The 25,102-nt window shown below is 65.4% G+C and carries 23 protein-coding genes, 1 tRNA gene and 2 pseudogenes; 24 read left to right on the top strand and 2 right to left on the bottom strand.

The annotated features are described in order from the left end of the window. Positions 1-2 precede the first annotated feature (2 nt). The 13 genes and pseudogenes from recN (at position 3) to MYCSP_RS11265 (ending at position 13,763) form a co-directional block, all read left to right on the top strand. Positions 3-1,766 carry a DNA repair protein RecN gene (gene recN, locus MYCSP_RS11325; protein WP_088413803.1) on the top strand — a complete coding sequence of 588 codons (1,764 nt, stop codon included), beginning with the start codon at positions 3-5 and terminating at the stop codon, positions 1,764-1,766. A 195-nt stretch (positions 1,767-1,961) separates the two neighbouring features. Then, a complete protein-coding gene (gene steA, locus MYCSP_RS11320; RefSeq protein WP_070910684.1) occupies positions 1,962-3,146 on the top strand; it encodes a putative cytokinetic ring protein SteA in 1,185 nt (394 codons plus the stop codon). 7 nt (positions 3,147-3,153) lie between these two features. Beyond that, a complete protein-coding gene (locus MYCSP_RS11315) occupies positions 3,154-4,098 on the top strand; it encodes a copper transporter (RefSeq protein ID WP_070910128.1) in 945 nt (314 codons plus the stop codon). Positions 4,099-4,231: 133 nt separating this feature from the next. Then, positions 4,232-5,911, top strand: a pseudogene (locus MYCSP_RS11310) (CTP synthase); the annotation flags it as partial. A 7-nt stretch (positions 5,912-5,918) separates the two neighbouring features. Then, on the top strand, positions 5,919-6,563 hold the full coding sequence (locus MYCSP_RS11305; protein ID WP_083335804.1) for an NUDIX domain-containing protein: 645 nt from the start codon (positions 5,919-5,921) through the stop codon (positions 6,561-6,563). Then, positions 6,560-7,516, top strand: a complete 957-nt coding sequence (xerD, locus tag MYCSP_RS11300; protein ID WP_070910126.1) for a site-specific tyrosine recombinase XerD — start codon at positions 6,560-6,562, stop codon at positions 7,514-7,516. The genes MYCSP_RS11305 and xerD overlap by 4 nt, the downstream gene beginning before the upstream one ends. A gap of 116 nt (positions 7,517-7,632) precedes the next feature. Continuing rightward, on the top strand, positions 7,633-8,514 hold the full coding sequence (locus MYCSP_RS11295; RefSeq protein ID WP_083013314.1) for a ParA family protein: 882 nt from the start codon (positions 7,633-7,635) through the stop codon (positions 8,512-8,514). Positions 8,515-8,540: 26 nt separating this feature from the next. Then, a complete protein-coding gene (locus MYCSP_RS11290) occupies positions 8,541-9,386 on the top strand; it encodes a segregation and condensation protein A (protein ID WP_070910682.1) in 846 nt (281 codons plus the stop codon). Further along, complete coding sequence (gene scpB, locus MYCSP_RS11285) at positions 9,383-10,174, top strand: SMC-Scp complex subunit ScpB (RefSeq protein ID WP_070910124.1); 792 nt, start codon at positions 9,383-9,385, stop codon at positions 10,172-10,174. Before MYCSP_RS11290 ends, scpB begins: the two co-directional genes overlap by 4 nt. Before the next feature lie 3 nt (positions 10,175-10,177). Beyond that, complete coding sequence (locus MYCSP_RS11280) at positions 10,178-10,918, top strand: pseudouridine synthase (protein WP_070910123.1); 741 nt, start codon at positions 10,178-10,180, stop codon at positions 10,916-10,918. Between the two features lie 8 nt (positions 10,919-10,926). Further along, positions 10,927-11,598: a (d)CMP kinase gene (gene cmk / locus MYCSP_RS11275; protein WP_088415578.1), complete on the top strand. Its 672-nt coding sequence runs from the start codon at positions 10,927-10,929 to the stop codon at positions 11,596-11,598. Further along, on the top strand, positions 11,595-12,995 hold the full coding sequence (der, locus tag MYCSP_RS11270; protein ID WP_083013317.1) for a ribosome biogenesis GTPase Der: 1,401 nt from the start codon (positions 11,595-11,597) through the stop codon (positions 12,993-12,995). The genes cmk and der overlap by 4 nt, the downstream gene beginning before the upstream one ends. 201 nt (positions 12,996-13,196) lie before the next feature. After that, a complete protein-coding gene (locus MYCSP_RS11265) occupies positions 13,197-13,763 on the top strand; it encodes a LysM peptidoglycan-binding domain-containing protein (RefSeq protein ID WP_070910120.1) in 567 nt (188 codons plus the stop codon). 71 nt (positions 13,764-13,834) lie between these two features. Here the strand turns inward: MYCSP_RS11265 and MYCSP_RS11260 are convergent. Continuing rightward, positions 13,835-15,197: pseudogene (locus MYCSP_RS11260) on the bottom strand (DUF222 domain-containing protein). A 153-nt stretch (positions 15,198-15,350) separates the two neighbouring features. Between MYCSP_RS11260 and MYCSP_RS11255 the strand changes: the two are divergent. The 10 genes from MYCSP_RS11255 to MYCSP_RS11210 all read left to right on the top strand — a co-directional run bounded on the left by MYCSP_RS11255 (position 15,351) and on the right by MYCSP_RS11210 (position 22,839). After that, a tRNA-Pro gene (locus MYCSP_RS11255) sits at positions 15,351-15,424 on the top strand. Positions 15,425-15,733: 309 nt separating this feature from the next. Further along, positions 15,734-16,303: a hypothetical protein gene (locus MYCSP_RS11250; protein ID WP_070912509.1), complete on the top strand. Its 570-nt coding sequence runs from the start codon at positions 15,734-15,736 to the stop codon at positions 16,301-16,303. Beyond that, a complete protein-coding gene (locus tag MYCSP_RS11245) occupies positions 16,288-17,052 on the top strand; it encodes an APH(3'') family aminoglycoside O-phosphotransferase (protein WP_083013318.1) in 765 nt (254 codons plus the stop codon). The genes MYCSP_RS11250 and MYCSP_RS11245 overlap by 16 nt, the downstream gene beginning before the upstream one ends. Before the next feature lie 47 nt (positions 17,053-17,099). Beyond that, positions 17,100-17,456, top strand: coding sequence for an ArsR/SmtB family transcription factor (locus tag MYCSP_RS11240; RefSeq protein ID WP_070912511.1), 357 nt, complete (start codon positions 17,100-17,102; stop codon positions 17,454-17,456). Next, on the top strand, positions 17,453-18,097 hold the full coding sequence (locus MYCSP_RS11235; RefSeq protein WP_070912512.1) for an SRPBCC family protein: 645 nt from the start codon (positions 17,453-17,455) through the stop codon (positions 18,095-18,097). The genes MYCSP_RS11240 and MYCSP_RS11235 overlap by 4 nt, the downstream gene beginning before the upstream one ends. A 36-nt stretch (positions 18,098-18,133) precedes the next feature. Then, positions 18,134-18,649, top strand: a complete 516-nt coding sequence (locus MYCSP_RS11230; RefSeq protein WP_083013319.1) for a VOC family protein — start codon at positions 18,134-18,136, stop codon at positions 18,647-18,649. Continuing rightward, a complete protein-coding gene (locus MYCSP_RS11225; RefSeq protein ID WP_083013320.1) occupies positions 18,646-20,109 on the top strand; it encodes an FAD-binding protein in 1,464 nt (487 codons plus the stop codon). The genes MYCSP_RS11230 and MYCSP_RS11225 overlap by 4 nt, the downstream gene beginning before the upstream one ends. 122 nt (positions 20,110-20,231) lie before the next feature. Then, positions 20,232-20,627, top strand: a complete 396-nt coding sequence (locus tag MYCSP_RS11220) for a hypothetical protein (RefSeq protein ID WP_070912515.1) — start codon at positions 20,232-20,234, stop codon at positions 20,625-20,627. Between the two features lie 134 nt (positions 20,628-20,761). Continuing rightward, positions 20,762-22,129: an ABC1 kinase family protein gene (locus tag MYCSP_RS11215; protein WP_083013387.1), complete on the top strand. Its 1,368-nt coding sequence runs from the start codon at positions 20,762-20,764 to the stop codon at positions 22,127-22,129. Between the two features lie 80 nt (positions 22,130-22,209). After that, a complete protein-coding gene (locus MYCSP_RS11210; RefSeq protein ID WP_083013388.1) occupies positions 22,210-22,839 on the top strand; it encodes a TetR/AcrR family transcriptional regulator in 630 nt (209 codons plus the stop codon). A 1-nt stretch (position 22,840) separates the two neighbouring features. On the opposite strand, the gene MYCSP_RS11205 is transcribed toward MYCSP_RS11210, so the two are convergent. Further along, positions 22,841-24,361, bottom strand: a complete 1,521-nt coding sequence (locus MYCSP_RS11205) for an ABC1 kinase family protein (RefSeq protein WP_083013321.1) — start codon at positions 24,359-24,361, stop codon at positions 22,841-22,843. A gap of 248 nt (positions 24,362-24,609) precedes the next feature. Here MYCSP_RS11205 and MYCSP_RS11200 point away from each other — a divergent pair, with 248 nt between their 5' ends. Further along, positions 24,610-25,086 carry a type II toxin-antitoxin system Rv0910 family toxin gene (locus MYCSP_RS11200; protein ID WP_070912517.1) on the top strand — a complete coding sequence of 159 codons (477 nt, stop codon included), beginning with the start codon at positions 24,610-24,612 and terminating at the stop codon, positions 25,084-25,086. Positions 25,087-25,102: the final 16 nt, after the last annotated feature.

The following is a 25,102-nucleotide window of genomic DNA, read 5'->3' as shown; positions in this document are numbered from 1 at the left end:
CTGTGCTCACCGAGATTCGCATCGAGTCGCTTGGCGCCATTCCCGCCGCCACCGCGGAGTTCGACAGCGGGCTGACCGTACTGACCGGCGAGACCGGTGCGGGCAAGACCATGGTGGTTACGAGCCTTCATCTGCTGGGCGGGGCGCGCGCCGACGCGAACCGGGTACGGGCAGGCGCCGACCGCGCCGTGGTCGAGGGACGATTCCTCACCGCCGACCCACTGGGCGCCGAGCCTGCCGAGGTCACCGAGGTGCTGGATTCCTCAGGCGCGCAACGCGACGACGATGGCAGTGTGATCGCCGCACGCTCGGTGACCTCCGATGGTCGCTCACGGGCGTATCTGGGTGGGCGCAGCGTGCCCGCCAAATCGCTGGCCAGCTTCACCGCAGGTCTGCTGACGGTGCACGGCCAGAACGACCAGCTGCGGCTGATGCGTCCCGAGCAGCAGCTGGCGGCACTGGACAGATTCGCCGCGGAGGGGCCGGGCAGCATCGAGGCACTGCTCACCACCTACCGCAAGCTGCGCGAGGAATGGCTCACCGCGCGGCGAGACCTGATCGACCGCACCAACAGAGCACGTGAACTCGCGCAGGAGGCCGATCGACTCGGGTTCGCGCTCAACGAGATCGATACCGTGGACCCCAAGCCGGGGGAGGACGATCAGCTCGCCGCCGACATCCATCGATTGTCCGAGCTCGACGCGCTCCGGGATGCGGCGGCCTCCGCACGCGGCGCCCTATCCGGCTCGGATGCCGACGGCGAGGCCGACGATTCGGCCGTCGACCGCATCGCGAAGGCCAAGGCCCTGTTGGAGGCCACCGATGACGATGCACTGCGCGCGCTGGGGCCCCAGCTGGCCGAGGCACTCGCGGTGGTCAGCGACGTCTCCCGCGAGCTCACCGCGTTCACCGACGAATTGCCCAGCGATGCAAGCACGCTCGAAGAGAAGCTGGCGCGTCAGGGGCAGCTGCGCATGCTGACCCGCAAGTACGCCGCCGATCTGGGCGGGGTGATTGCCTGGGCCACGGAGGCGCGCACGCGGCTGGCCGAGGTCGACACCTCCGAGGATGCACTCGGCGCACTCGCGCAGCGCGTGGATCGATTGGCGGCCGAACTCGGCGTCGCGGCAACCAGTCTGACCAAGGCGCGCACCAGGGCGGCCAAGGCGCTGGGCAAGGCGGTGACCGCCGAACTCGCCGGTCTGGCGATGGACCGCGCGGCGTTCACCATTTCCGTCGAACCGATTCCGGCCCGAGCTGACGACTCGGCGCCGTTGGCCCTGCCGTCCGGACAGACTGTGCACGCGGGATCTTCGGGCACCGACGCCGTCGAGTTCGGATTCGCCGCGCACCGCGACAACCCGATGCTGCCGTTGGCCAAGAGTGCTTCCGGCGGTGAGCTATCCCGCGTAATGCTGGCGCTCGAGGTTGTGCTCGCTGCCTCGACTGCCGGAACCACCATGGTTTTCGACGAGGTGGATGCCGGGGTGGGCGGCCGTGCAGCCGTGCAGATCGGTCGGCGACTGGCAAAGCTCGCCCATACCCACCAGGTGATCGTGGTGACCCACCTGCCGCAGGTGGCGGCCTTCGCCGATATCCACCTGACTGTGGACCGCGTCAACAGCAAGGGCAGCGGCGTCCGACGCCTCGACGACGAAGACCGGGTCGCGGAGCTGGCTCGCATGCTCGCCGGTCTCGGCGATTCGGACACCGGCCGTGCGCACGCCCGCGAGCTCCTGGACGCTGCTCGTTCCGAGCGGGCCTGACTCCCTCCCGCGAGCCACCGCACCTCTCTTCGGCGAGTAGACGTGTAAGCCCCCGACACACCGCTCGAACACGCACTTTTGTGTCTGCTCGTCGTGGAAATCCATCTGCAACTAGGGGTGCGGAAGTGACTAATGTGACAGGTGTTACGGCGCGCCTCCACAGGCTCGCCCGGCGATCACGTCATGATCACGTTTATGAACTTGACCACGATGCTCACTCGAAGCAGCAGCTCCCGGCCCGGCATCGTCGGAACAGTACGCACCGACAGGGACATCAACCGCCTGCTGCAACGCCTCAATCCGGGCGATATCGCGGTCATCGACATTCTCGACCTGGACCGCATCACCGCTGACGCACTAGTCGATGCCCGCGTCAGCGCGGTGGTGAACGTGTCACCCTCGATCTCCGGTCGCTACCCGAACCTCGGACCCGAGGTGCTCGTCGCCAACGGCATCACCCTTATCGACAGCATCGGCCCTGAGGTCTTCAAGAAGGTCAAGGACGGCTCCACGGTTCGTGTGCACAACGGCGGCATCTACAACGGCGACCGCCGCCTCATCGCCGGAACCCCACGCACCGACGCGGACATCCACCACCTGATGACCGAGGCCAAGACCGGCCTCGTCGCCCATCTGGAAGCGTTCTCCGGCAACACCATCGAGTTCATCCGCAGTGAGAGCCCGTTGCTGATCGACGGCATCGGCATCCCGGATGTCGACATCGACCTGCGCAACCGCCACGTCGTCGTCGTCTCCGATGGTGTTGGCGCCGCACACGATTTGAAGAACCTCAAGCCGTTCATCAAGGAGTACCAGCCGGTTCTCATCGGTGTCGGAGCCGGCGCCGACACCCTCCGCAAGGCCGGGTACCGCCCGCTCATCGTAGTGGGGGACCCGTTGTTGATGAGCAACGATGTCCTGAAATCCGGTGCGCAGGTTGTTCTTCCCGCGGACGCCGACGGCCATGCCGCAGGTCTGGAACGCATTCAGGATCTCGGGGTAGGCGCCGTGACCTTCCCGGCCGCCGGCTCCGCGGCAGACCTGGCGCTGCTGCTGGCCGACCATCACGGGGCGTCGCTGATCGTCACCGTGGGACACACCGCATCCATCGAGGAGTTCTTCGATCGCGAACGCCAGCAGTCCAATCCGTCGACCTTCCTGACCCGACTCAAGGTCGGCGCCAAGCTGGTCGACTCCAAGGCCGTTGCGACGCTGTACCGCAACCGGTTCTCGGGCGGAGCGATCGCTCTGCTGATCCTGGCGGTCCTGGTGGCGGTGATCACCATGCTGTGGGTCACCAGCGCGGGGGACAGTGCGGCCGAATGGCTGCTCGCCTATTGGAACCGGTTGACGGTCTGGGTGCAGAACCTGGTCAGCTGAGCCACCCGTGATTACCCTGCGCCAGCACGCAATATCCCTCGCTGCGGTTTTCCTCGCTCTTGCGGTGGGCGTCATACTGGGCTCCGGCCTGCTCAACGACACCCTGCTGTCCGGTCTGCGCGAAGACAAGCGCAGCCAACAGCGCCAGATCGAGGACCTGAATCAGGACAAGAACGCGCTGAACGAAAAACTCAACGCGGCAAGCAATTTCGATGCCACCATGGCGCCCCGCATGGTCAAGGATGCCCTGGCCGATCGCAAGGTCGTGCTCATCACCACACCGGAGGCAGACCGTTCCGATGTCGACGGCATCGCCCAGCTGATCGCGACCGCGGGAGGCTCCGTATCGGGCCGGATCGGACTGACCGATCAGTTCACCGACGCCAATCAGGGTGAACGGCTGCGCACCATCGTGAACTCGTCGATCCTGCCCGCCGGCACGCAGCTGCGCACCGATGTGGTGGACCAGGGGTCGCAGGCCGGTGACCTGGTCGGCATCGTGATGCAGATCCCCGTGCACACACCAGAGGATCCGGCGCCGCCGGTCACCGATGAACAGCGGAATACCGCGCTGACGGCGCTGCGCCAAAGCGGATTCATCACCTACACCGACGGGCAGGTCGCACCGGGGAACCTCGCCGTGGTCGTGACCGGGGGAGCACTGCCCGACGATGCCGGCAACAAAGGATCCACCGTCGCACGATTCTCCGCCGCGCTGGATCGGCGTGGTTCTGGCACCGTGCTCACAGGGCGCAGTGGATCGGCCAATGGCATCGCGGCGATCGCGGTGACCCGGGCCGACGGTTCCATGGCCTCGGCGGCGAGCACCGTCGACGACATCGAGATGGCCTCGGGCCGCATCACCACCGTCCTGGCGCTGCGCGAACAGTCCGGCGGGCAGTCGGGGCGATACGGCCTGGGGCCGGGAGCTACCTCCATCACCGTCCCCTAAAAGGGGGATCTAGCCCACACCGCGCGGCGTGTTCAGCGCCGGTTGTCGGCGTGTTTGTTAGGGTGAGGTTCCGTGGGTCAGCAGGGCCCCGAGCATTGAAGAATTGCCCTGCGCAGTCGTCACGGGAGCCAACTTGGCAGGTCTACGTAAGCATCCGCAAACCGCTACCAAGCATCTTTTTGTGAGCGGTGGAGTTGCCTCCTCGCTGGGCAAAGGTCTGACCGCCTCCAGCCTCGGGCAACTTCTCACCTCACGCGGCTTGCAGGTGACCATGCAGAAGCTTGACCCGTACCTCAACGTCGATCCGGGCACCATGAACCCGTTCCAGCACGGCGAGGTCTTCGTCACCGAGGACGGCGCCGAGACGGACCTCGACGTCGGGCACTATGAGCGCTTCCTGGACCGCGACCTGTCGGGATCGGCGAATGTCACTACCGGGCAGGTGTATTCGTCGGTCATCGCCAAGGAACGCCGCGGCGAGTACCTCGGCGACACCGTGCAGGTGATTCCGCATATCACCGACGAGATCAAGAGCCGGATCCTCGCCATGGCCGAGCCCAACGAGCACGGACAACGGCCCGACATCGTCATCACCGAGATCGGCGGCACCGTCGGCGACATCGAATCGCAACCGTTCCTGGAGGCCGCGCGCCAGATCCGCCATGACGTCGGCCGCGACAACGTCTTCTTCCTGCACGTCTCGTTGGTGCCGTATCTGAAGCCGTCCGGAGAGCTCAAGACCAAGCCGACGCAGCACTCGGTGGCCGCGCTGCGCAGCATCGGCATTACCCCGGATGCGTTGATCCTGCGGTGCGACCGGGACGTACCCGAACCGCTCAAGAACAAGATCGCGCTCATGTGCGACGTCGACGTCGACGGGGTCATCTCCACACCAGACGCCCCGTCCATCTATGACATCCCCAAGGTGCTGCACCGGGAAGAGCTCGACGCGTACGTGGTGCGCCGGCTCAACCTGCCCTTCCGTGATGTCGACTGGACCGAATGGGGCGATCTGCTGCAGCGCGTCCACGAGCCCAGCGAATCGGTGCGAATTGCCTTGGTGGGCAAGTACATCGACCTTCCCGATGCCTATCTGTCAGTCACCGAGGCGCTGCGCGCCGGCGGGTTCCGGCACCGCACCAAGGTCGACATCAAGTGGGTGCCGTCGGACAGCTGCGAAACCGAGGCGGGTGCGCAGGCCGAGCTCGGCGACGTCGACGGGGTACTCATTCCCGGTGGTTTCGGCATCCGGGGCATCGAGGGCAAACTGGGCGCCATCCGGTATGCCCGCAAGCGGCGCCTGCCGATGCTCGGCCTGTGTCTCGGGTTGCAGTGCATGGTCATCGAGGCCGCGCGCTCGGCGGGCCTCGCCGACGCCAACTCCGCCGAGTTCGATCCCGACACCCCGAGCCCGGTGATCGCCACCATGGCCGACCAGGTGCGGGCAGTCGCGGGTGAGGCGGATCTGGGCGGAACGATGCGCCTCGGTGCCTATCCCGCCGTCCTGGAACCCGATTCCATCGTGGCCGAGGCATATGGAACGACCGAGGTCTCCGAGCGGCACCGGCATCGCTACGAGGTGAACAACCCCTACCGGGACAAGATCTCCGAAAGCGGCCTGCGGTTCTCCGGAACGTCTCCGGACGGGCACCTGGTGGAGTTCGTGGAGTACCCGCGGGACGTGCACCCGTTCGCGGTGGCCACGCAGGCACACCCCGAGCTCAAGAGTCGCCCGACTCGCCCGCATCCGCTCTTCGTCGCGTTCATCCGCGCCGCAATGGAATACAAAGCGGCCGAGCGTCTTCCGCTGGACCCTGACAGTGAGTAGCGGGACTTTCGGGGACGGCGAACGCCACGAGTTCGTCACCCTGGAGTCCGAGCCCATCTACATGGGCGGCATTTTGGCGCTGCGCCGTGATCGCGTCGCAATGCCCGGCGGCGGCGATGCCATCCGAGAGGTGGTCGAGCATTACGGGGCGGTCGCGGTCGCCGCGGTCGACGAGGTCGGGCGGGTTGCACTGGTGCATCAGTATCGCCATCCGCTCGGCCACCGGCTGTGGGAATTGCCCGCCGGGCTGCTCGACATCGCGGGGGAGGACACCCAGCGTGCCGCCGCCCGCGAACTGCTGGAAGAGGCCGGCGTCGAGGCCACCACCTGGCGCGTGCTGGTCGATGCGGCCGCTTCGCCCGGATTCACCGATGAGGTGGTCAGGATCTTCCTGGCGACCGGGCTCTCGCATCCGGGCCGCGGCGAAAGCCACGACGAAGAGGCCGACATGACGGTGCACTGGCTGCCACTGCCCGAGGCGGTCTCCATGGTGCTGGCCGGTGAGGTCGTCAATGCCATTGCCGCGGCGGGCATTCTGGCCGCACACGTCGCGCTGACGGGCCACCACACCCGGCCCTACGACGCACCCTGGCCGGACCGTCCCACGGCCTTCGCGGAACGCAAGGCCCGAACATGACGGCGGCGGTCGGGCTCTTGGACGGGGAGATCCAGTCCTATCTGGATCACCTCGACGTCGAACGCGGTGTCGCCGCCAACACGCTGAGCTCGTACCGTCGCGACCTGCGCCGCTATCAACAGCACCTCGCCGATCGCAAGATCGACCGGCTCGCCGATGTGTCCGAACCCGATGTCAGTGATTTCGTGGTGACGTTGCGCCGGGGTGATCCCGAGAACGGCGTGCCGGAACTGTCCGCGTCCTCGGCCGCGCGTGCACTGATCGCCGTACGGGGTCTGCACCGGTTCGCGGCCATCGAGGGGCTGGTACCCACCGATGTCGCTCGGGCCGTGAAGCCGCCGACCCCCAACCGGCGCCTGCCCAAGAGCCTGACCGTCGACCAGGTGGAGGCGCTCCTGGCCGCGGCGGGCGGCGGCTCCGATGGTACCTCTAGTGGTCCTCTCGACCTGCGTAACCGCGCGCTACTGGAACTGCTGTATTCGACCGGTGCGCGCATCTCCGAGGCCGTGGGCCTCGATGTCGACGATGTGGATGTCCAGGCGCGCTCGGCGCTGCTCTGGGGCAAGGGCGGTAAGCAGCGGCTGGTTCCCGTGGGCCGGCCCGCCGTCGAAGCCCTCCAGGCGTACCTGGTGCGCGGCCGACCAGATCTGGCACGACGAGGACGTGGCGGGGTGCCCGCACTGTTCTTGAACTCCCGGGGCGGGCGGCTGTCCCGCCAGAGCGCCTGGCAGGTGCTGGCCGACGCGGCGGAACGGGCCAAGATCAGCGCGGCGGTTTCCCCGCATACCCTGCGGCATTCGTTCGCCACACACCTTCTGGAGGGCGGTGCCGATGTCCGCGTGGTCCAGGAGTTACTCGGGCACGCCTCGGTGACGACCACCCAGATCTACACGCTGGTCACGGTGAGTTCGCTGCGCGAAGTATGGGCCGGTGCGCATCCCCGCGCTCGATAGTCGCGGCCGCATGCGCGGGTTGCCGCTACCGGAGGCCGCAACCCCACTAGACTTGCCCGAATGCCTTCGATGAGCAGCGTGCGCGAAGAGGGTCAAGTCGATGACCGGGAGGTGACGTGACGGAAGGCAGTCTCGATACAGACTTCCCCGCCGAAGACGGCGACCTTGATCTCACTGGCCGTCCTCACAAAGACATTCCCGAACCGAAGCCGCTGACCACTCACGGGCCCGCCAAGGTCATCGCGATGTGCAACCAGAAGGGCGGGGTGGGCAAGACCACCTCGACCATCAATCTGGGAGCCGCGCTGGCCGGATACGGGCGCCGCGTCCTGCTCGTGGACCTGGATCCGCAGGGCGCCCTGTCGGCCGGCCTGGGAATCGCCCACCACGAGCTGGAAACCACCGTGCACAACCTGCTGGTGGAGCCCAGGGTGTCGGTGGACGACGTCCTCATGCGCACCCGCATTGAGGGACTGGACCTCATCCCGAGCAACATCGACCTCTCCGCCGCCGAGATTCAGCTGGTCAACGAGGTGGGCCGAGAGCATTCGCTGGCCCGGGCGTTGCATCCGGTGCTCGACCGCTACGACTACGTGCTCATCGACTGCCAGCCGTCGCTGGGACTGTTGACGGTGAACGCGCTGGCCTGCTCCGAGGGCGTCGTCATCCCCATGGAGTGCGCGTTCTTCTCGCTGCGCGGGCTGGCGCTGCTCACCGACACCGTGGCCAAGGTGCGCGACCGGCTCAACCCGAAGCTGGCGGTGTCCGGAATCGTCATCACCATGTTCGACGCCCGCACCCTGCACGCGCGCGAGGTGATGGCCCGGGTCATCGAGGTGTTCGGTGATCAGGTCTTCCACACCGTCATCACGCGCACGGTCCGCTTCCCGGAGACGAGCGTGGCGGGGGAGCCGATCACCACCTGGGCACCCAAATCCTCGGGCGCCCAGGCGTATATCTCGTTGGCTCGCGAGGTAATCGACCGGTTCGAATCGTGACGGTCGACGTACCGGAAGCGCTGACGATGTCTGATCCGGTCGAGGCGGCTGCCGAGTCCACGGTGCCGGAACGCGATACCGCCGACGCGCACGGCTTCCGGATTCGGCTCACGAATTTCGAGGGTCCGTTCGACCTGCTGCTGCAACTGATTTCTCAACACCGGCTCGACGTCACGGAAGTGGCGCTGCACCAGGTGACCGACGAATTCATCGCGTACACGAAGACGCTGGGCGACACGTACAGCCTCGACGAGGTCACGGCCTTCCTGGTGGTGGCGGCCACACTGCTGGATCTGAAGGCGGCGCGGTTGTTGCCCTCGGGCCAGGTTGACGACGACGCCGACCTGGCGCTGCTGGAAATCCGCGACCTGTTGTTCGCGCGGCTGCTGCAGTATCGAGCGTTCAAGCACGTCGCGGAGATGTTCGCCGAACTGGAGGCCGCGGCACTGCGCTCGTACCCGCGTGCGGTGGCCCTGGAGGAGCGGTTCAGTGAGCTGCTGCCGCCGGTCCACCTTGGACTCGACGGGGACCAATTCGCCCAGCTCGCCGCCGGTGCGTTCACCCCGCGGCCAGTGCCAACGGTCGGATTGAGCCATCTGCACATACCCCGGGTCTCGGTGCCCGAACACGCCAAACGCATGGTTGAGCTGCTCGCCGAACGTGGCGCGGGGCAATGGATGACGTTCACCGAACTGGTGGCCGAATGCTCTGCCCCCATCGAGATCGTGGCCCGCTTCCTGGGCGTGCTCGAGCTGTACCGCTCCAAGGCGGTACTATTCGAGCAATCCGAACCGCTTGGACCGCTCCAAGTTTCATGGACCGGTGAGCGCCCGGCGCAGGATGATCTAGAAAAGGCAGTGGACTACACATGAGCGAGCAGACCACCTCTGTCGAGGGGTCGGAGGAGTCCACCGAAATCTCCGGTGAGGCCCCCGAACGTCACGATGCCGATAGCGGGTTCGGCGCCCCGGAAGAATCCGATCCGCAGGAGCCTGTGGAGGACGAATCGGGCGACGACGAGTTCGTGCCGATGGCCGAGGACGAACTCATCAGCACCCTGGAAGCCCTGCTGTTGGTGGTTGACACCCCGATCAGCGCCGCCGCCGTCGCCGCCGTCGTTGCCCAGCCGCTGGATCGGGTAGCCGAAGCGCTGCAACGCATTTCCGAGATACTCACCGATCGCCGCAGCGGCATCGATCTGCGTGAGACCAGCGATGGCTGGCGCATGTACACCCGCGCCCAGTACGCCCCTTACGTCGAGAAGCTGCTACTGGACGGGGCACGCTCCAAGCTGACGCGCGCCGCATTGGAGACGCTCGCCGTGGTTGCCTATCGCCAGCCGGTCACCCGATCGCGCGTGAGCGCCGTGCGCGGCGTGAACGTCGACGCCGTGATGCGCACCCTGCTGATGCGCGGATTGATCGCCGAGGCCGGCACCGACGACGAGTCCGGCGCGGTGATGTTCCGCACCACCGAGTTGTTCCTGGAGCGGCTCGGACTCACATCGCTGTCCGATCTCCCCGATATCGCGCCGCTGCTTCCCGATATCGACGTGATCGACGACCTGTCCGAAAATCTCGGCGACGAGCCCCGGTTCGCGCGGCTCAACCGCACACCCGCCGACGGCGCCACCCCCGCCTTTACCGTTGATCAGGACTGAACGATGAGCGAAGAAGGTATTCGACTCCAGAAGGTGTTGTCGCAAGCGGGAATTGCGTCACGCCGGGTGGCCGAGCGGATGATCTACGACGGCCGCGTCGAGGTAGACGGCGAGATCGTCACCGAGCAAGGCCGGCGAATCGATCCCGCCGTCAACGTGGTTCGAGTCGACGGCGCCCGCGTGATCATGAACACCAATCTGGTGTATCTGGCGCTCAACAAGCCGCTCGGCATGCTCTCGACCATGTCCGACGACCGTGGTCGCCCCTGTGTCGGAAAGCTCATCGAGGAGCGGGTTCGCGGCAATCAGGGCGTCCGTAATGTCGGGCGTCTGGATGCCGATACCGTCGGGCTGATCCTGCTCACCAACGACGGCGAGCTCACTCACCGGCTCATGCATCCGTCCTACGAGGTACCCAAGACCTACATCGCAACCGTGGCCGGCTCCGTCCCACGCGGCCTGGGTAGGCAACTGCGCGATGGCGTGGAACTTGCCGACGGGCCTGCCAAGGTGGACGAGTTCAAGTTCCTGGGCACCGCGGACGGCCAGAGCATGGTGCAGTTGACCCTGCACGAGGGCCGCAACCGCATCGTGCGCCGGATGATGGACGCCGTGGGCCACCCCGTCGTGGAGCTGGTCCGCACCAAGATCGGCGAGGTGATGCTGGGCGATCAGCGCCCCGGCAGCCTGCGTGCCCTGGGCCGCGACGAGATCGGCTCGCTCTACAAGGCGGTGGGACTGTGACGCGTGTCGTGGTAGCCATCGACGGCCCCTCCGGCACCGGAAAGTCCTCGGTGGCCAAGGAATTGGCGCGCCAGCTGGGCGCGGCCTACCTGGACACCGGGGCGATGTACCGAATCGTGACGCTCTGGGTGCTGCGTGCCGGCATCGATCTCACCGATCCCGCAGCCATCTCGGCGGCCACCGAGCAGGTCCCGATGTCCGTGGGATCTGATCCCGATGCGCAGACGGCTCTGCTTGCGGGCGAAGATGTTTCGGCACCCATCCGGGGCACCGAGGTGACCGGGGCGGTGTCCGCGGTGTCCGCGGTACCGGCGGTCCGCGAACGACTGGTGCGGCGACAGCGAGAGCTGGCCGAGGGCAGCGGCCCGGTGGTGGTGGAGGGACGCGACATCGGCACGGTGGTGCTGCCCGACGCCGACGTGAAGATCTATCTGACCGCGTCGGCGCAGGCGCGGGCGCAGCGCCGCAACACGCAGAACGTCACCGGCGGCGGCCCCGACGAGTACGAACGTGTGCTCGCCGACGTGCAACGCCGCGACCATCTGGATTCCACCCGCGCCGTATCTCCGCTGCGTCCGGCCGAGGATGCGGTGCAGGTCGACACCAGCGATATGACACAGGATCAGGTCGTGGCCCACCTGCTGGACCTGGTGCGTACGAGGGCAGGGGCATCACGATGACCGACGGCACATGGGTCGATGAAAGCGAATGGGAATTCGCCGAATTCGACGGAGACCAGGGCACCGAGGAGCCGAGCGCCCCGCCCGCGGTGGTCGCGGTAGTCGGTCGGCCGAACGTCGGCAAATCCACCTTGGTGAACCGCATCATCGGGCGCCGCGAAGCCGTCGTACAGGACATTCCCGGAGTGACCCGAGACCGCGTCTCGTACCCTGCGGAGTGGCTCGATCACCGCTTCACGGTGCAGGACACCGGCGGCTGGGAAGCCGATGCCACCGGCCTGCAGCAGCTCGTTGCCGAACAGGCACGCCATGCCATGGCGACGGCCGACCTGATCATTCTCGTGGTGGACGCCACGGTGGGTGCGACCTCGACCGACGAAGAGGCCGCCAAGCTACTTCGCCGCTCCGGCAAGCCAATCTTCCTGGCGGCCAACAAGGTTGACAGCGATCGCGCCGAGGCCGATGCCGCGGTGCTGTGGTCACTGGGGCTCGGGGAGCCGATCCCGATCAGTGCCATGCACGGGCGCGGGGTGGCGGATCTGCTTGACCGCGTGGTCGCGGACCTGCCCGAAGTTTCCGCGCGAGGTTCGGGCGAGGGCGGCCCACGACGGGTGGCCCTGGTCGGAAAACCCAACGTGGGCAAGAGTTCTCTCCTCAACCGGCTGTCGGGCGATGAGCGGGCCGTGGTGCACGACACCGCGGGCACGACCGTCGACCCGGTGGACACGTTGATCGAACTCGGCGACAAAACTTGGCGTTTCGTCGACACCGCCGGTTTACGCCGGAAGGTTGGGCAGGCCTCAGGTCACGAGTACTACGCGTCGCTGCGCACCCATGGCGCCATCGAGGCGGCCGAGGTTGCCATCGTCCTGCTGGATGCGTCGCAGCCCATCACCGAACAGGACCAGCGGGTGCTGTCGATGGTGATCGAATCCGGACGGGCACTGGTACTGGCGTTCAACAAGTGGGACCTGGTGGACGAGGACCGTCGCGACCTCCTTGAACGTGAAGTAGACCTTCAGCTTTCGCAGCTCAATTGGGCGCAACGCGTGAACATTTCAGCCAAGAGCGGACGAGCCATCCAGAAACTTGTGCCCGCACTCGAGTCTGCGCTGGATTCCTGGGACAAGCGGATATCCACCGGTCAGCTCAATACCTGGGTCAAGGAAGTCGTTGCCGCCACGCCTCCGCCGGTGCGCGGAGGCAAGCAGCCTCGCGTGTTGTTCGCCACTCAGGCCACGTCGCGTCCGCCGACATTCGTGCTGTTTACCACCGGTTTCCTCGAAGCAGGGTATCGGCGGTTCCTCGAACGCCGGTTGCGCGAGAGCTTCGGCTTCGAGGGAACCCCGATCCGCGTCAACGTGCGGGTCCGTGAGAAGCGCGGACCCAAGCGCTGACTCTCGACGAGATCGTAACGGGCACAAGATAAAAGACCCCGTGCACATTGTGCTCTCAGGCTCCGTTCACCGAATATTCGCGCTCGCGTTGTGATCTACCCGATCCGAATCGCCCACTTTTTCCGTTTGCCGACCTAGGCTGGTTTCACCGTCTACCATCCTGCGGCGGTATCAAAACCACCTACCGAAAGGCGCAACACAGTGGCGGACACACTCACCCAGGGCCAGAAGCTCGACTCGGGACAGAGCCTCACATCGAACAACGGCGCGTACACCCTGACCCTGCAGGATGACGGCAACCTCGTGCTGACCGACGGCGGCAGCCCGGTATGGGCCTCGGACACCAGTGGACACTCCGCTGGCCGCGCAGAGGTCCAGAGCGACGGCAACTTCGTCGTCTACGACAACGGTGGTGGCGCCCTGTGGAGCAGCAACACCGAGGGCCGCTCCGACGTGAAGCTGGTTCTGCAGGACGACCGCAACCTGGTGCTGTACGCAGGTGCTGACTCCGTGTGGTCCTCGGGCACCCAGACCGACACCCCGGCCGCGCCGGCCGCCGAGTCCGTCGAGGTCGCTCCCGCGGCCGTGGAGGAGCCGGCTCCCGCGCCGGAGCCCCGCACCTACACCGTCGAGTCCGGTGACACCCTCTGGGCCATCGCCGAGCGCTTCTACGGCGACGGAAACCAGTACCAGAAGATCGCCGACGCAAGCGGGATCGCCAACCCGGATCTGATTCAGCCGGGCCAGGTGCTGACCATCCCGGAGTAGTCACACCGGCTTAAGCAAGCCTCTTGGCCCCATCGGCCCCGTCGGGTTAACCCGGCGGGGCCGATGTCGTGCTACTCCCGCAGATAGCCGTCGGGGTGGTGGAACCAGTTGCTGCGCGGCACCCGCGCCCGGTCGACATGTTCGGGCGGTATCCACCACGTCCGGCCATCTGGGCCACGCACGGTCCGCCAGTGCTGATCCTCGATACCCAGCAGCGCGTGATGCCGCTCGCAGCTGAGCGCCAGGTCGTCGATATCGGTGTTGCCGCCCGCCGCCCACTCGTGCATGTGGTGTACCTGACAGTGATAGGCCGGCCGATCGCATCCCGGATAGGTGCAGCCACGGTCTTTGGCGGTCAAGACGATTCGCTGATCCTCGGTAGCAATCCGTTTCGCGCGCCCGAGATGCAAAGCCCGGCCACCGTCGTCGAAGATAGCCAGATAGTGGTGCGCGTGGCCGGCCATCCGAATGAGATCCGACATCGGCAAGAGGGTGCCGCCGCCGGTGACCGCCAGGCCCGTGGCCGCTTCAAGCTCTCGTAACGTCGTGGTGACCACGACCGTCACCGGCAGCCCGCGATGATGGCCCAGTTCACCGGAAGACAACACCGATCGGCAGACTGCTTTGAGGGCGTCGTGCTGCCGCTGATCGACCGACCGGGCATCAGGCCGTACCGATACCGTGTCGGGATCAGCACCTACACAAGGTGTTTCGTCGTCCGGATTACATACGCCGGGTGCGGCGTACTTGGCGAAGATCGCGTCCAGATAGGAACGCAGCTCCGGGTCGAGGTCGAAGGCGCCAGACGTCATGAGATCCGCGCCCTGGCGCCCCATACGGAACCCCCGACGCCGAGCCCGGTCAGCGTCGCCGGTGATGCTGCCATCGGGGTCGAGATGGGCCAGAAGACGATCTGCGGCCTTGCGCGCTCGTCCGGCCGTAGCACCCCGGCGAGCTCGGCCAGTCGCCCCTCAGCGGCCATCCTGGTCTGGATATCGATGGCGCGGGGGAGCCGGTCCCAGAACTGACGGATGACCGTGATGTGGTCATGCCCGGCGGAGCCCGCAGCCTGGGCCGCCGAGGTCGCCGTCAGCACAGGCTCGAGCGCCCCACCGGTCAGGGCAGTGGTCGGGGCCAACTCCGCGGCATCCCGGATTCGCCGGTGGGCATCGGCGCGGGTGATGCAGGGTGTCCGCCAGCACCTCGGCCACGGTGGCGCCACCGAATTGTCCCCGGAACATGCTCGGCCACCAGCTGATTGACGATCCCATGGGTCGCCGCAGGGAGGCGCCGCGCGAGCGTCTCCACGTCGCGAAGCATCGCAAGGCGGTCTTGACGCGTGAGTGTGCACACATCGAGTTCCGACAGAGCATCGATCGCGGAACGCAGTCCCGTCAGGACGTGAGCCGCGTCGGTGTCCATTATCGAACTTATGTTCGAATAATAGATCGCCACAGCGACAGGTAGCCGCGAAATGTTGCGAATGATTCTGTTGTGACACAGGTGATTTCGAGGGTACGGCGCCACCCGGGGGAAACCGAATTCAGAATCTGGCCAGACCTGCGGTAGGCTTCCGTCTGCTAACAGCGGGCTGTGGCGCAGCTTGGTAGCGCACTTGACTGGGGGTCAAGTGGTCGCAGGTTCAAATCCTGTCAGCCCGACAACAAACACCATCTGGAAACAGGTGGTGTTTTTGCATTCCCCGCCCCGGACCACATCACGGGTATGACTGGGCCATCCTGCGCGCAAAGTGCACGCGGCGATCGAGGTGACGGCACCGCCGGGATCCACTGGATAGGACCCCCTAGCTGTTCGGACATCTCCACACCGCCGACGTGCCGCGTAACGTCCATCACATGTTTGCTAGAGGAGCGATGCTGATCGCGCGAGGTCAGGGCACACGATTGTCGACACACGGAAGGGACGACAGTTAACACTTCCGCGCCCTTTGTGAGAACGTAGTTCCTATCATGATCACGGATGACCACCAGTACCTCACCTATGAGGAGTTCGGCAGGGCGTTCTTCGAGATAGCCGTCAGCGAAGCCCGGGTGAAGGCCGCGGTCGCGTCGATCGCCGGCGAACCGTTCGAGGTCGGCCCCATGGCTCAAGGCCCCGGAAAGATCGCGAAGGTCACCGCGAAGGTTCAGATCCTGGACCCGATCGTCACCCGCAACGCCGGCGAGACCATCACCTTCGACATCCAGGTGCCGCTGGCCATCGACCTGTTGATCGACCTGAAGCTCGACAAGAGCCGGTTCAACGTCGCGGGCAATATCAATCTCAAGGCCACCGCCCGTGCCGCGGCACCGCTGCAACTGGTCATCGACGTGGCGCCGCCCGGCCCCGGAGACATCACCGTCGACGTGTCCTCGACAACCATCCGCGGCGAGCTGCTGCGCATCTTGGCGGGTGTCGATCAGCTGATCAGCAAGTTCATCGCCAAGTACGTGGCCGACGAGGTCGACAACCCGAAGGCCATGGCGGCCCGCACGATTGACGTCGCACACCGTCTCGACGCGGCATGGACGGGCGTCTGATCGACCTCTCGGCATGGGAACCCGTCACGACGGGGGAGTCCGGCGCCTCGGTCTACCTTTCGCCCGACCGCTCGCGCTATGCGAAAACGGGCAGCGCAGACCTCGAGGCCGAGCGAGACCGCATCGAATGGCTTAGCGGCCAACACATCCCGGGACCCACCGTGCTGGAGTGGTCGAGCGGCCCCGTGTTGATCACGTCGGCCGTCGAGGGCACACCCGCAGACCGGCTCCCCGCGGACGACCTGGACAAGGCTTGGCCGGCCATCGCCGACGCCGTGCGACGGCTGCATTCCCTGCCGACAACCGGCTGCCCCTTCACCCGCGATCTCGCCACGACCCTGGCGCTGGCCCGGGACGTGGTGGCCCGCGGCGCGGTCAACCCGGACTTCCTGCCGGACGAGGACCGAGGCAGACCCGTAACCGAGCTCCTCTCCCGCATCAGCCGCCAATTCTCCGAACGCCTCGCCCAGGAGACCGGCGACCTGGTCGTGTGCCACGGCGACCTGTGCCTGCCGAACATCGTCATCGCACCGGACTACTCGGTGACTGGATTCATCGACCTGGGCAGACTGGGACTGGCCGACCGACACGCCGATCTCGCACTGCTCTTCGCCAATTCCCGCGAGACCTGGCCGGAGGACACTCACGCCGCGGCGGCTCATGCGCGGTTCCAGGACATCTACGGAACCCCAGCGGACCCCGTACGCCTGGAGTTCTACCTGCGTCTGGATCCGCTGACCTGGGGGTAGTTATTCACCCTTGACTTATATAAGTAATTAATTTTAATATCGTCCAGGTGCACGCCTTCGACATACTGGGAGACCCGGTACGCCGACGCATTCTGGAGCTGATCCACGCCGGAGAGATGTCCTCCGGCGCCGTCACCGAGGTAATCCGGGCGGAGTTCGCGATCAGCCAACCGGCCGTGTCCCAGCATTTGAAGGTCCTACGCGACAACGGGTTCGCCACGGTGCGCACCGAAGGAACCCGCCGTCTGTACAGCGTGGACACCACCCCGCTGCGTGAGGTCGATCGCTGGCTGGACACCTTCCGTCGCAATTGGACGCCGCACCTGGACGCACTGACCACCGAGATCGCACGCGGCAAGAGAGCACGACGAAACACCGCCACACACAAGGAGAGCACCTCGTGATCGATGTCCAGCACCAGCTCAACTCCGTGCGCCGCACTCTCGGCACCAAGACATTCGAGGCCCGCCAGGCCCGCGTCGTGACGGTCAGCCAGACCTATGACACCGACGCCGAGGATCTATGGGACGCCTGCACCAGTGCCGAGCGCATTGCGCGATGGTTCTTACCGATCTCCGGCGACCTCCGGTTGGGAGGCCAGTATTCCTTGGAGGGCAACGCATCCGGCACGGTGCTGACCTGTGACGCACCCCGCTCTTTCACTGCGACATGGGAATGCGGCGGGATCAGCTGGATCGAGGTGACAATCACAGCCGCGCCGGAGAGTCCCACAGAACGAGCCACCCTCACCCTGGAACACATCTCCGACATCGACGACGATGACGAGCATTGGCTGCAGTTCGGCCCTGGTGCGGTCGGAGTCGGTTGGGATTCCGGACTTCTCGGCCTGGCCGGATATCTCGCGTCGCCCGACGACCGCATCACTCCCGAAGAAGGTGCGGCATGGGCGGCCAGCGATGAAGGCCGCGCATTCATGAGCGGTTCCAGCGAGCGGTGGTACGAGGCCGCACTCGCCGCCGGCATGGACACAGCGCAGGCGCGCGCCATGGCTGACCGCACCACAGCGGCCTATACCGCGGGCTGAGGTGGCGCACGCCACAGCGGGCGCTACTATCGGCGCATGACCACATCGGCAACGCCGCCGGATGTCTCTGAATTTGGACACGTCACCCAAATTGCTTGGGTTACTGATGATCTCGACGCCACCGAAGGCATGCTCAGCGCCGTATTCGGCGTCAAAAAATGGACGCGAATTCCAGATGTACACTTCGGCCCGAACACGTGCACGTATCGCGGCGCACCGGCCGACTTCACCGCGACCATCGCGCTGAGCTACCTGGGCGACATGCAGCTCGAGCTGATCCTCCCGGTCAGCGGGACAAGCATCTACACCGAATTCCTGGAAACCAGTCCCGCGGGATTGCATCATGTGTGCTTCGAGCCGCCCGACCTCGACGCCGCGCTGGACCACGCCAGGGCGCGCGGCGCGGAGGTGATCCAGGACGGCGTGATGCCGGGCGGTATGCGTTTTGCCTATCTATCGGCGCCCGCGGCCGCCCTCCCGTACATGGAATTGGCCTTCGTCCCGCCCGAGATCCGGGCGTTCTACAACTACATCAAAAGTGAGCAGGCATGACGGCAGCGATACCGGAAACCGTGGCGGTCCAAGACATCACCGAGTGGTCTGACGAGGTAGACGTACTGGTCATCGGCTTCGGGATGGGCGGCGGATGTGCTGCGGTGTCGGCCGCAGAGGCAGGCGCACAGGTGCTGGCTCTCGAACGCGCGGCCTCGGCCGGCGGCACCACCGCGATGGCGGGCGGACACTTCTACCTGGGCGGCGGCACGGCCGTTCAGGAAGCCACCGGGCACCCCGACAGTGCCGACGAGATGTACAAGTACCTCATGGCCGTTTCTCCGGATCCCGATCCGGAGAAGATCCGTCTGTACTGCGACGGGAGCGTCGAGCATTTCAATTGGCTTGAAGCACTGGGCTTTCAGTTCGAGCGCAGTTTCTATCCGGAAAAGGCCGTCATCCAGCCCAACACCGAAGGGCTGATGTTCACGGGCAACGAGCTGGTGTGGCCGTACCGTGACGAGGCGGTCCCCGCGCCCCGCGGCCACAAGGTCCCCAAGCCGGGTGACACCGGCGGGGCCGGCATGGTCGTGGACCTACTGGCCCAACGCGCCGGCGAGCTGGGCGTACCCATCCGCTACGAGACCGGTGCCACCGCTCTCATCCTCGACGAGGAGGGCGCAGTGGTGGGCGCCACCTGGAAGCACTTCACAGAAACCGGTGCAATACGGGCCAAGTCGGTGATCATCGCCGCGGGCGGATTCGTCATGAACCCTGCCATGGTGGCCGAGTACACCCCCAAACTCGCCGAGAAGCCGTTCGTACTCGGTAGCACCTATGACGACGGGCTCGGCATCAGACTCGGGGTATCCGCAGGCGGCGCCACCCGCAACATGAACCAGATCTTCGTGACCGCTCCGGTGTACCCGCCGTCGGGGCTGCTCACCGGAATCATCGTCAACAAGAACGGTGAACGGTTTGTCGCCGAGGACTCCTACCATTCCCGCACCTCGGGATTCGTCATGGACCAGCCGGACAGCGCCGCGTACCTGATCATCGACTCCGAGCACATGGATCGACCGACGCTGCCGCTGACACCCTTCATCGACGGATGGGAGACCATCGCGGAAATGGAAGAGGCACTGGGCATCCCGGCCGGAAATCTGGAGAAGACGCTCCAGCGATACAACGAGTACGCCGACAGGGGAGAGGACCCCGACTTCCACAAGTATCCGAAATACCTTGCGTCGCAGGGCGTCGGCCCCTGGGGCGCGTTCGATCTCACTCTCGGCAAGGCCATGTACGCCGGCTTCACCCTGGGCGGCCTGCGCACCGACGCCGACGGGCGGGTGCTCACCGAATCCGGGCAGGCAATTCCGGGCCTCTATGCGGCGGGCGCGAGCGCCTCGAACATTGCTCAGGACGGCAAGGGCTACAGCAGCGGAACCAGGCTCGGCGAAGCCTCGTTCTTCGGCCGACGAGCCGGTTCGCACGCGTCAGCACGGATATCTACCGGCTAAGCAGACCCGGCACGCTGTGTGAGGCCGGTCACAAAAGTGCATCAAATGACCGCTCAGCGGGGGAGCCGATCGGTCTCGGCGAACGCGTCACCTAGTCTGGGCGCAACGGAAAGGTGACTCCAATGGCGGAGGTCTACACCAGCAACGGGAACCGGCCCGCGCCGGCACGCAAGATCCGGAAGCTGGCCAACGTCGCGCTCAACATCGACGGCACCGTCGGACACATCGAATCGATGGCCGTCGAGGTTCACGACCTCACCGATCGGGTGGGCTCGATGCTGGACCACCTGGACTCCAGCCTGGAGCGACTGGACGACTCCCTCGACTCGCTCAATCTCACCTTGAACAACCTGGCCGAAACCACCACAACCCTGGCCAACACGATGACGAGCCTCGAAACGCTGATCGACGTCGTCAACCCGCTCATCCGCGTACTCAAGGTCGCGCTGTACCCCACGAAGATCGTGCTGGACTTCGCAGACGATCGGATAGCCCAAGTCGAACGCGCCCTGCGCTAAGCGATACCTCCCGGCTCATCGGTTCCTTCGCTGGTCATCACAGCATCACTCACCGCGTTCGATTAACATACATACCAGTTTGTCGGTAATGTCTCCTCGACGTACACGACCCGGTGATGAGGGAGGGAGTCGCGGTGAGCGATACATCCGATGAGCCCCGGCGGCCCCGGAGGCTCGATCCGGTTTCCGCCGAGATTCAGTTCGATCGGCTCGCCGCGACGGCGGGCCAGCTTCTCAAGGCCGGGTCACGAATCCTGAGCCAACGCCCGACGGAGCGGGACCTGCGTCAGGTCGTTGCCAAGGAGATGCGCAGGTCATTCGCCGAGCTCGGGCCCGCCTACGTCAAGTTCGGGCAGCTCATCGCGTCGTCGCCGGGAATGTTCCCCGAAGACCTTTCCGCGGAGTTCCGCTCGCTGCTCGATCAGGTGCCGCCGGCGGACCCCAAGACCATCCGATCCATGCTCGCCGCCGAGCTCGGCGCACCACCGGAGAATGCCTTCGCCTCGTTCGACGAGGTCCCGTTCGCGTCGGCGTCCATCGCGCAGGTGCACAGGGCAACGCTCAAGGACGGCACCGCTGTCGTCGTCAAGATCCAGCGCCCCGCGATCCGCACCCGGCTGGCCGCCGATCTGCAAATCCTCAAACAGATCGCCCGCGGTCTCGAGCTCACCGAGATGGGCCGGATGTCGAACATCTACGAGGTGATGCGCGATTTCGAGGCCAATCTCGCCGAGGAACTCGACTTCACCCTGGAAGCGCAGGCCATGCGGGATTGGACGGTGGGGCTCGCGGGCTCCAAGTACGCCCCCAAAGTACGTGTGCCCGAGCTCTACCCGGACCTCTGCACCGACAAGGTGCTCACCATGGAGTACGTCGAGGGCATCAGGATCGACGACGCGGACGCGATCCGCGCGGCGGGATTCAACGGCCCCGAAGTGGTCAAGACCCTGATGCTCACCCTGTTCGACTCCGCGTTCGCCGCAGGCACCTTTCACGGCGATCTGCACGCCGGGAACCTGATGGTGGACCCGGCAGGGCGAATCGTGTTCCTGGACTTCGGGATCGTGGGCCGCCTCAATGAGCGAACCCGCAAAACCCTGCGCGAGCTGATCGGCGCGCTGATCATCGAGCCCGACGACGAGGCCGCCGCGCGCACGCTCATCAAGCTGGGAGCCATCGATCCCCATGCCGACCCCGCCAAAGTCGCCGCGTCACTGCGGAAGGTCACCCGGCCCATGGGCACCTCGCTGGGCAAGATCTCGTACGGCACCATAGGCCGACAACTCACCTCGCTGGGCCGCGAGCACGACGCCATTTTGCCCAAGGAGTTCATCCTGGTGGGCAAGCAGCTGCTCTACGTCGAGCGATACACCAAACTGCTTGCGCCCGACTGGCAGCCGGTGGGGGACCCGGAGATTCTCACCTATTTTGGCAGCCTGATATCGGAGTACCAGCAGGCCCGCGAGGAAATCAAGAACGACAAGGACGGGCTCGGAGAATGACACGCACCGCCGGAAGTCCGGCGCGGACCGCCCGTACCCAACGCGCCGAACGACGAACCCAGGAGGAGCGCAGCGCGGCCATGCGCGGCAGGCTGCTCGATGCCACGGTGGACTGCCTGGTCAAGTACGGATACGCGGGCACCACGACCACCCGGGTGGCCCAGCGTGCCGGTGTCACCCGCGGCGCCCTGGTGCACCATTTCCAATCGAAATCCGAGCTTCTCGGAGAATCCGTGCGGCACTTGGCGTTCAAGCAGGGCCAGGAGATCCTGTCCGAGCTGATCGCATTGGACCGCGAAAGCGACTCCGATTTCATCAGCCGCTGCCTTGACGCACTCTGGCGCATGCATCAGGGATCGATGTTCATCGCCACCATGGAACTGTGGATCGCCGCTCGTACCGATCCGGAATTGTCCGCACAGATGGACCAGTTCGAATTCATTGTGATGCAACAATTCTCGACACTTGGACAATCGGTGAGCCAGACCGCCGAAGAACTCCGCATCATTCGGAACATCACCCTCACCGCGATGGATGCCGTCCGCGGAATACTGGTCAACAGCATGACCGCCCCGCAAGAGGTTCGCGATCAGCGCTGGGCCCGCGCCAAGGCAATGCTGCTGAACATCGTCGAGTCGCCAACGGTCGGCGCACCGCTCGACTCTGCCCTGCGCACGATCGACACCGGAAGGCTGAGCCTTTCCGACTGACTCAGTTTCCGCCCGCCGACTCCCGTGCCGCGGCATCCTCCATGCGTGACTGCTCGGCCGCGATGACCATGTTCCCGAAGTATCCGATGAACGACGGATCCGAGAGCAGCGCCCAGTCGGGAGCCAGCAGCTTCATGTACCGCTCCACGTAGAGCAGCTGCTTGGAGATCAGCACCAGCTCCCGGGGAAGCCGAACGTCGTATTCCTTGGCCAGCACTGCCAACTGCTTGCCGAGCTGCCCGTACTCGATCGCTGAAAGCTTGGACTGTTGCAGGGGATTGGTGAAGTCGGAAATCGTCTTACCGGCCGTCGCCGGATCCACGGACTTACCCCGATCACCGATGGCGCCAAGCTTGTAGATGCCCCGGCTCACCGCCGCGTGGTCGTTCTTCACGAACAGGTCGACCATGATCTCGGTAAAAATCTTGCGACTGCGCTCGTCGATACGCCCCACGATGCCGAAGTCCAGGAACACGATCCGGCCATCGGAGTCCACCAACAGATTGCCGGCGTGCAGGTCTCCGTGGAAGAGCCCCTTGTGAAACCCCGTCTCGAACAGCGAGTAGACGATGGCCTTGACCAGTCCGACGCCGTCGAATCCCGCCGAGGCCAGCTCGGCAATGTTGTCGATCCTGATGCCCTCGACATACTCCATCGTGAGCACCCGCTCGGTGGTGTACTCCCAGAAGACCTTGGGAACGCGCACCTTATCGCCGTACTCGGTGTCGGCAAGGCTCGCGATCCACTGCTCCATCGCGTGCCCCTCGGCGGCGAAGTCCAGCTCCTCGTTGAGGTTCTGCTCGAAGTCCTCGACGATCTCCGTGGCATTGGTGGCCCGGCCCAGGTCGGTCTTGACGATCACACGCGCGAGCCGCCCGATGATCCGGACGTCGGCGGCGAGCCTGGTACGAATCTTCGGGCGCTGAATCTTCACCACCACACGCTCGCCGGTCTTGAGCGTCGCGCGGTGAACCTGCGCGATAGAGGCCGACGCGAACGGGTGATCGTCGAATGTCGCGAAAATCGTTGCCGGGTCGGCGCCTAACTGCTCGCGCACGGTCTGCCGGATCAGCTGCGAGGACGCCGGTGGCACCCTGTCGAGCAGCGTGCGGAATTCGTTGGAGAGCGTTTCGGGGAAGACGCCGGGCGAAGACGCGATCAGCTGCCCGAGCTTGACGTAGGTGGGGCCCATGAGCGCGAACGTCCGACGCAGCTCGTGCGCGGCCCGCACCTCGAGGGGCTTGCCACGTCGGGGCTTCACCAGCAGGCGCGCGCCCGATCCGGCGAGTCGGGAAACCGTGAGTGCAAACCGCCCCGCCTCCACCCGAAACGGTGGCGGATGCAACCGGACCCTCGGGCGGGTGATCTCGATATCGATCGCCCCACTGGCAGGAGGCGATTCCGCCCCCTCGGAGGGTGGCTCCGAGGTAGATTCCCGGGTGACGGGCGTAGATTTCCCGTTCTCGGACAGTCCGGTAGCGAGGGGCGCCGCGTCGTTGCCCGCGCCCTCGGGGGTGGTCATGAGCGCCACTGTAATACATACGAGCACAGTTGTATGTAACGTGCGCCCGGCTACCGTCAGGTTGCGACCGGTTAAGGCTCCAACGCCCACAGGTCTGTCGGTATTTAACCGCCATATACCTGCATTTAGTCAGTTCGACGCGCGAGATCTGCAGGAATTGGATCTTACATACACGAGGGTATGTATGTTACGTTCGGAGCCGTTGGCATCAATCCGTGCCAGTCCATAGACAAAGGAGTCTTTCGCCCATGTCCGAGCTGCACTCCAGCATTGATCTCCCGTACAGCATCGACAAGCTCTGGTCGGTGTTGCCGGACCTCAACAAGTACGACGAGTGGATGACCATCCACACCGGATTCAAGGGCGATGTCCCCGCGGTCGAAGACATCAAGGTCGGTACCAAGTTCTCCGAGATCGTCACCCTGATGGGCATGGCCAACACGGTCGAGTGGACCGTGCAGGAGTTCACCCCCGCCGCCGAGGTGCTGTCCGCCAAGAAGGGCGCCTTCAAGCTGGGGGGCACCGGCATGGCCGGGGTCGAGGCCATCATCAAGTCCAGCGTCGAGGAAATCGACGCCGACAACACCAGGGTGAACGTGGACTCGTCCTTCACCGGGCAGATGCTGACCGGTGCGATCGGCACCGCCATCGACAAGGCCGTGCAGGAGGAGCTCGAGAACTCCGTCGCCCGCCTCAAGGACTTGCTGGCCAAGGAACTCGGCTAACGAGCCCCGGGCCGGG

Source organism: Mycobacteroides saopaulense, from assembly GCF_001456355.1.
In the GTDB taxonomy this organism is placed as follows: domain Bacteria; phylum Actinomycetota; class Actinomycetes; order Mycobacteriales; family Mycobacteriaceae; genus Mycobacterium; species Mycobacterium saopaulense.
This window is presented reverse-complemented; position numbering and strand designations above follow the sequence as displayed.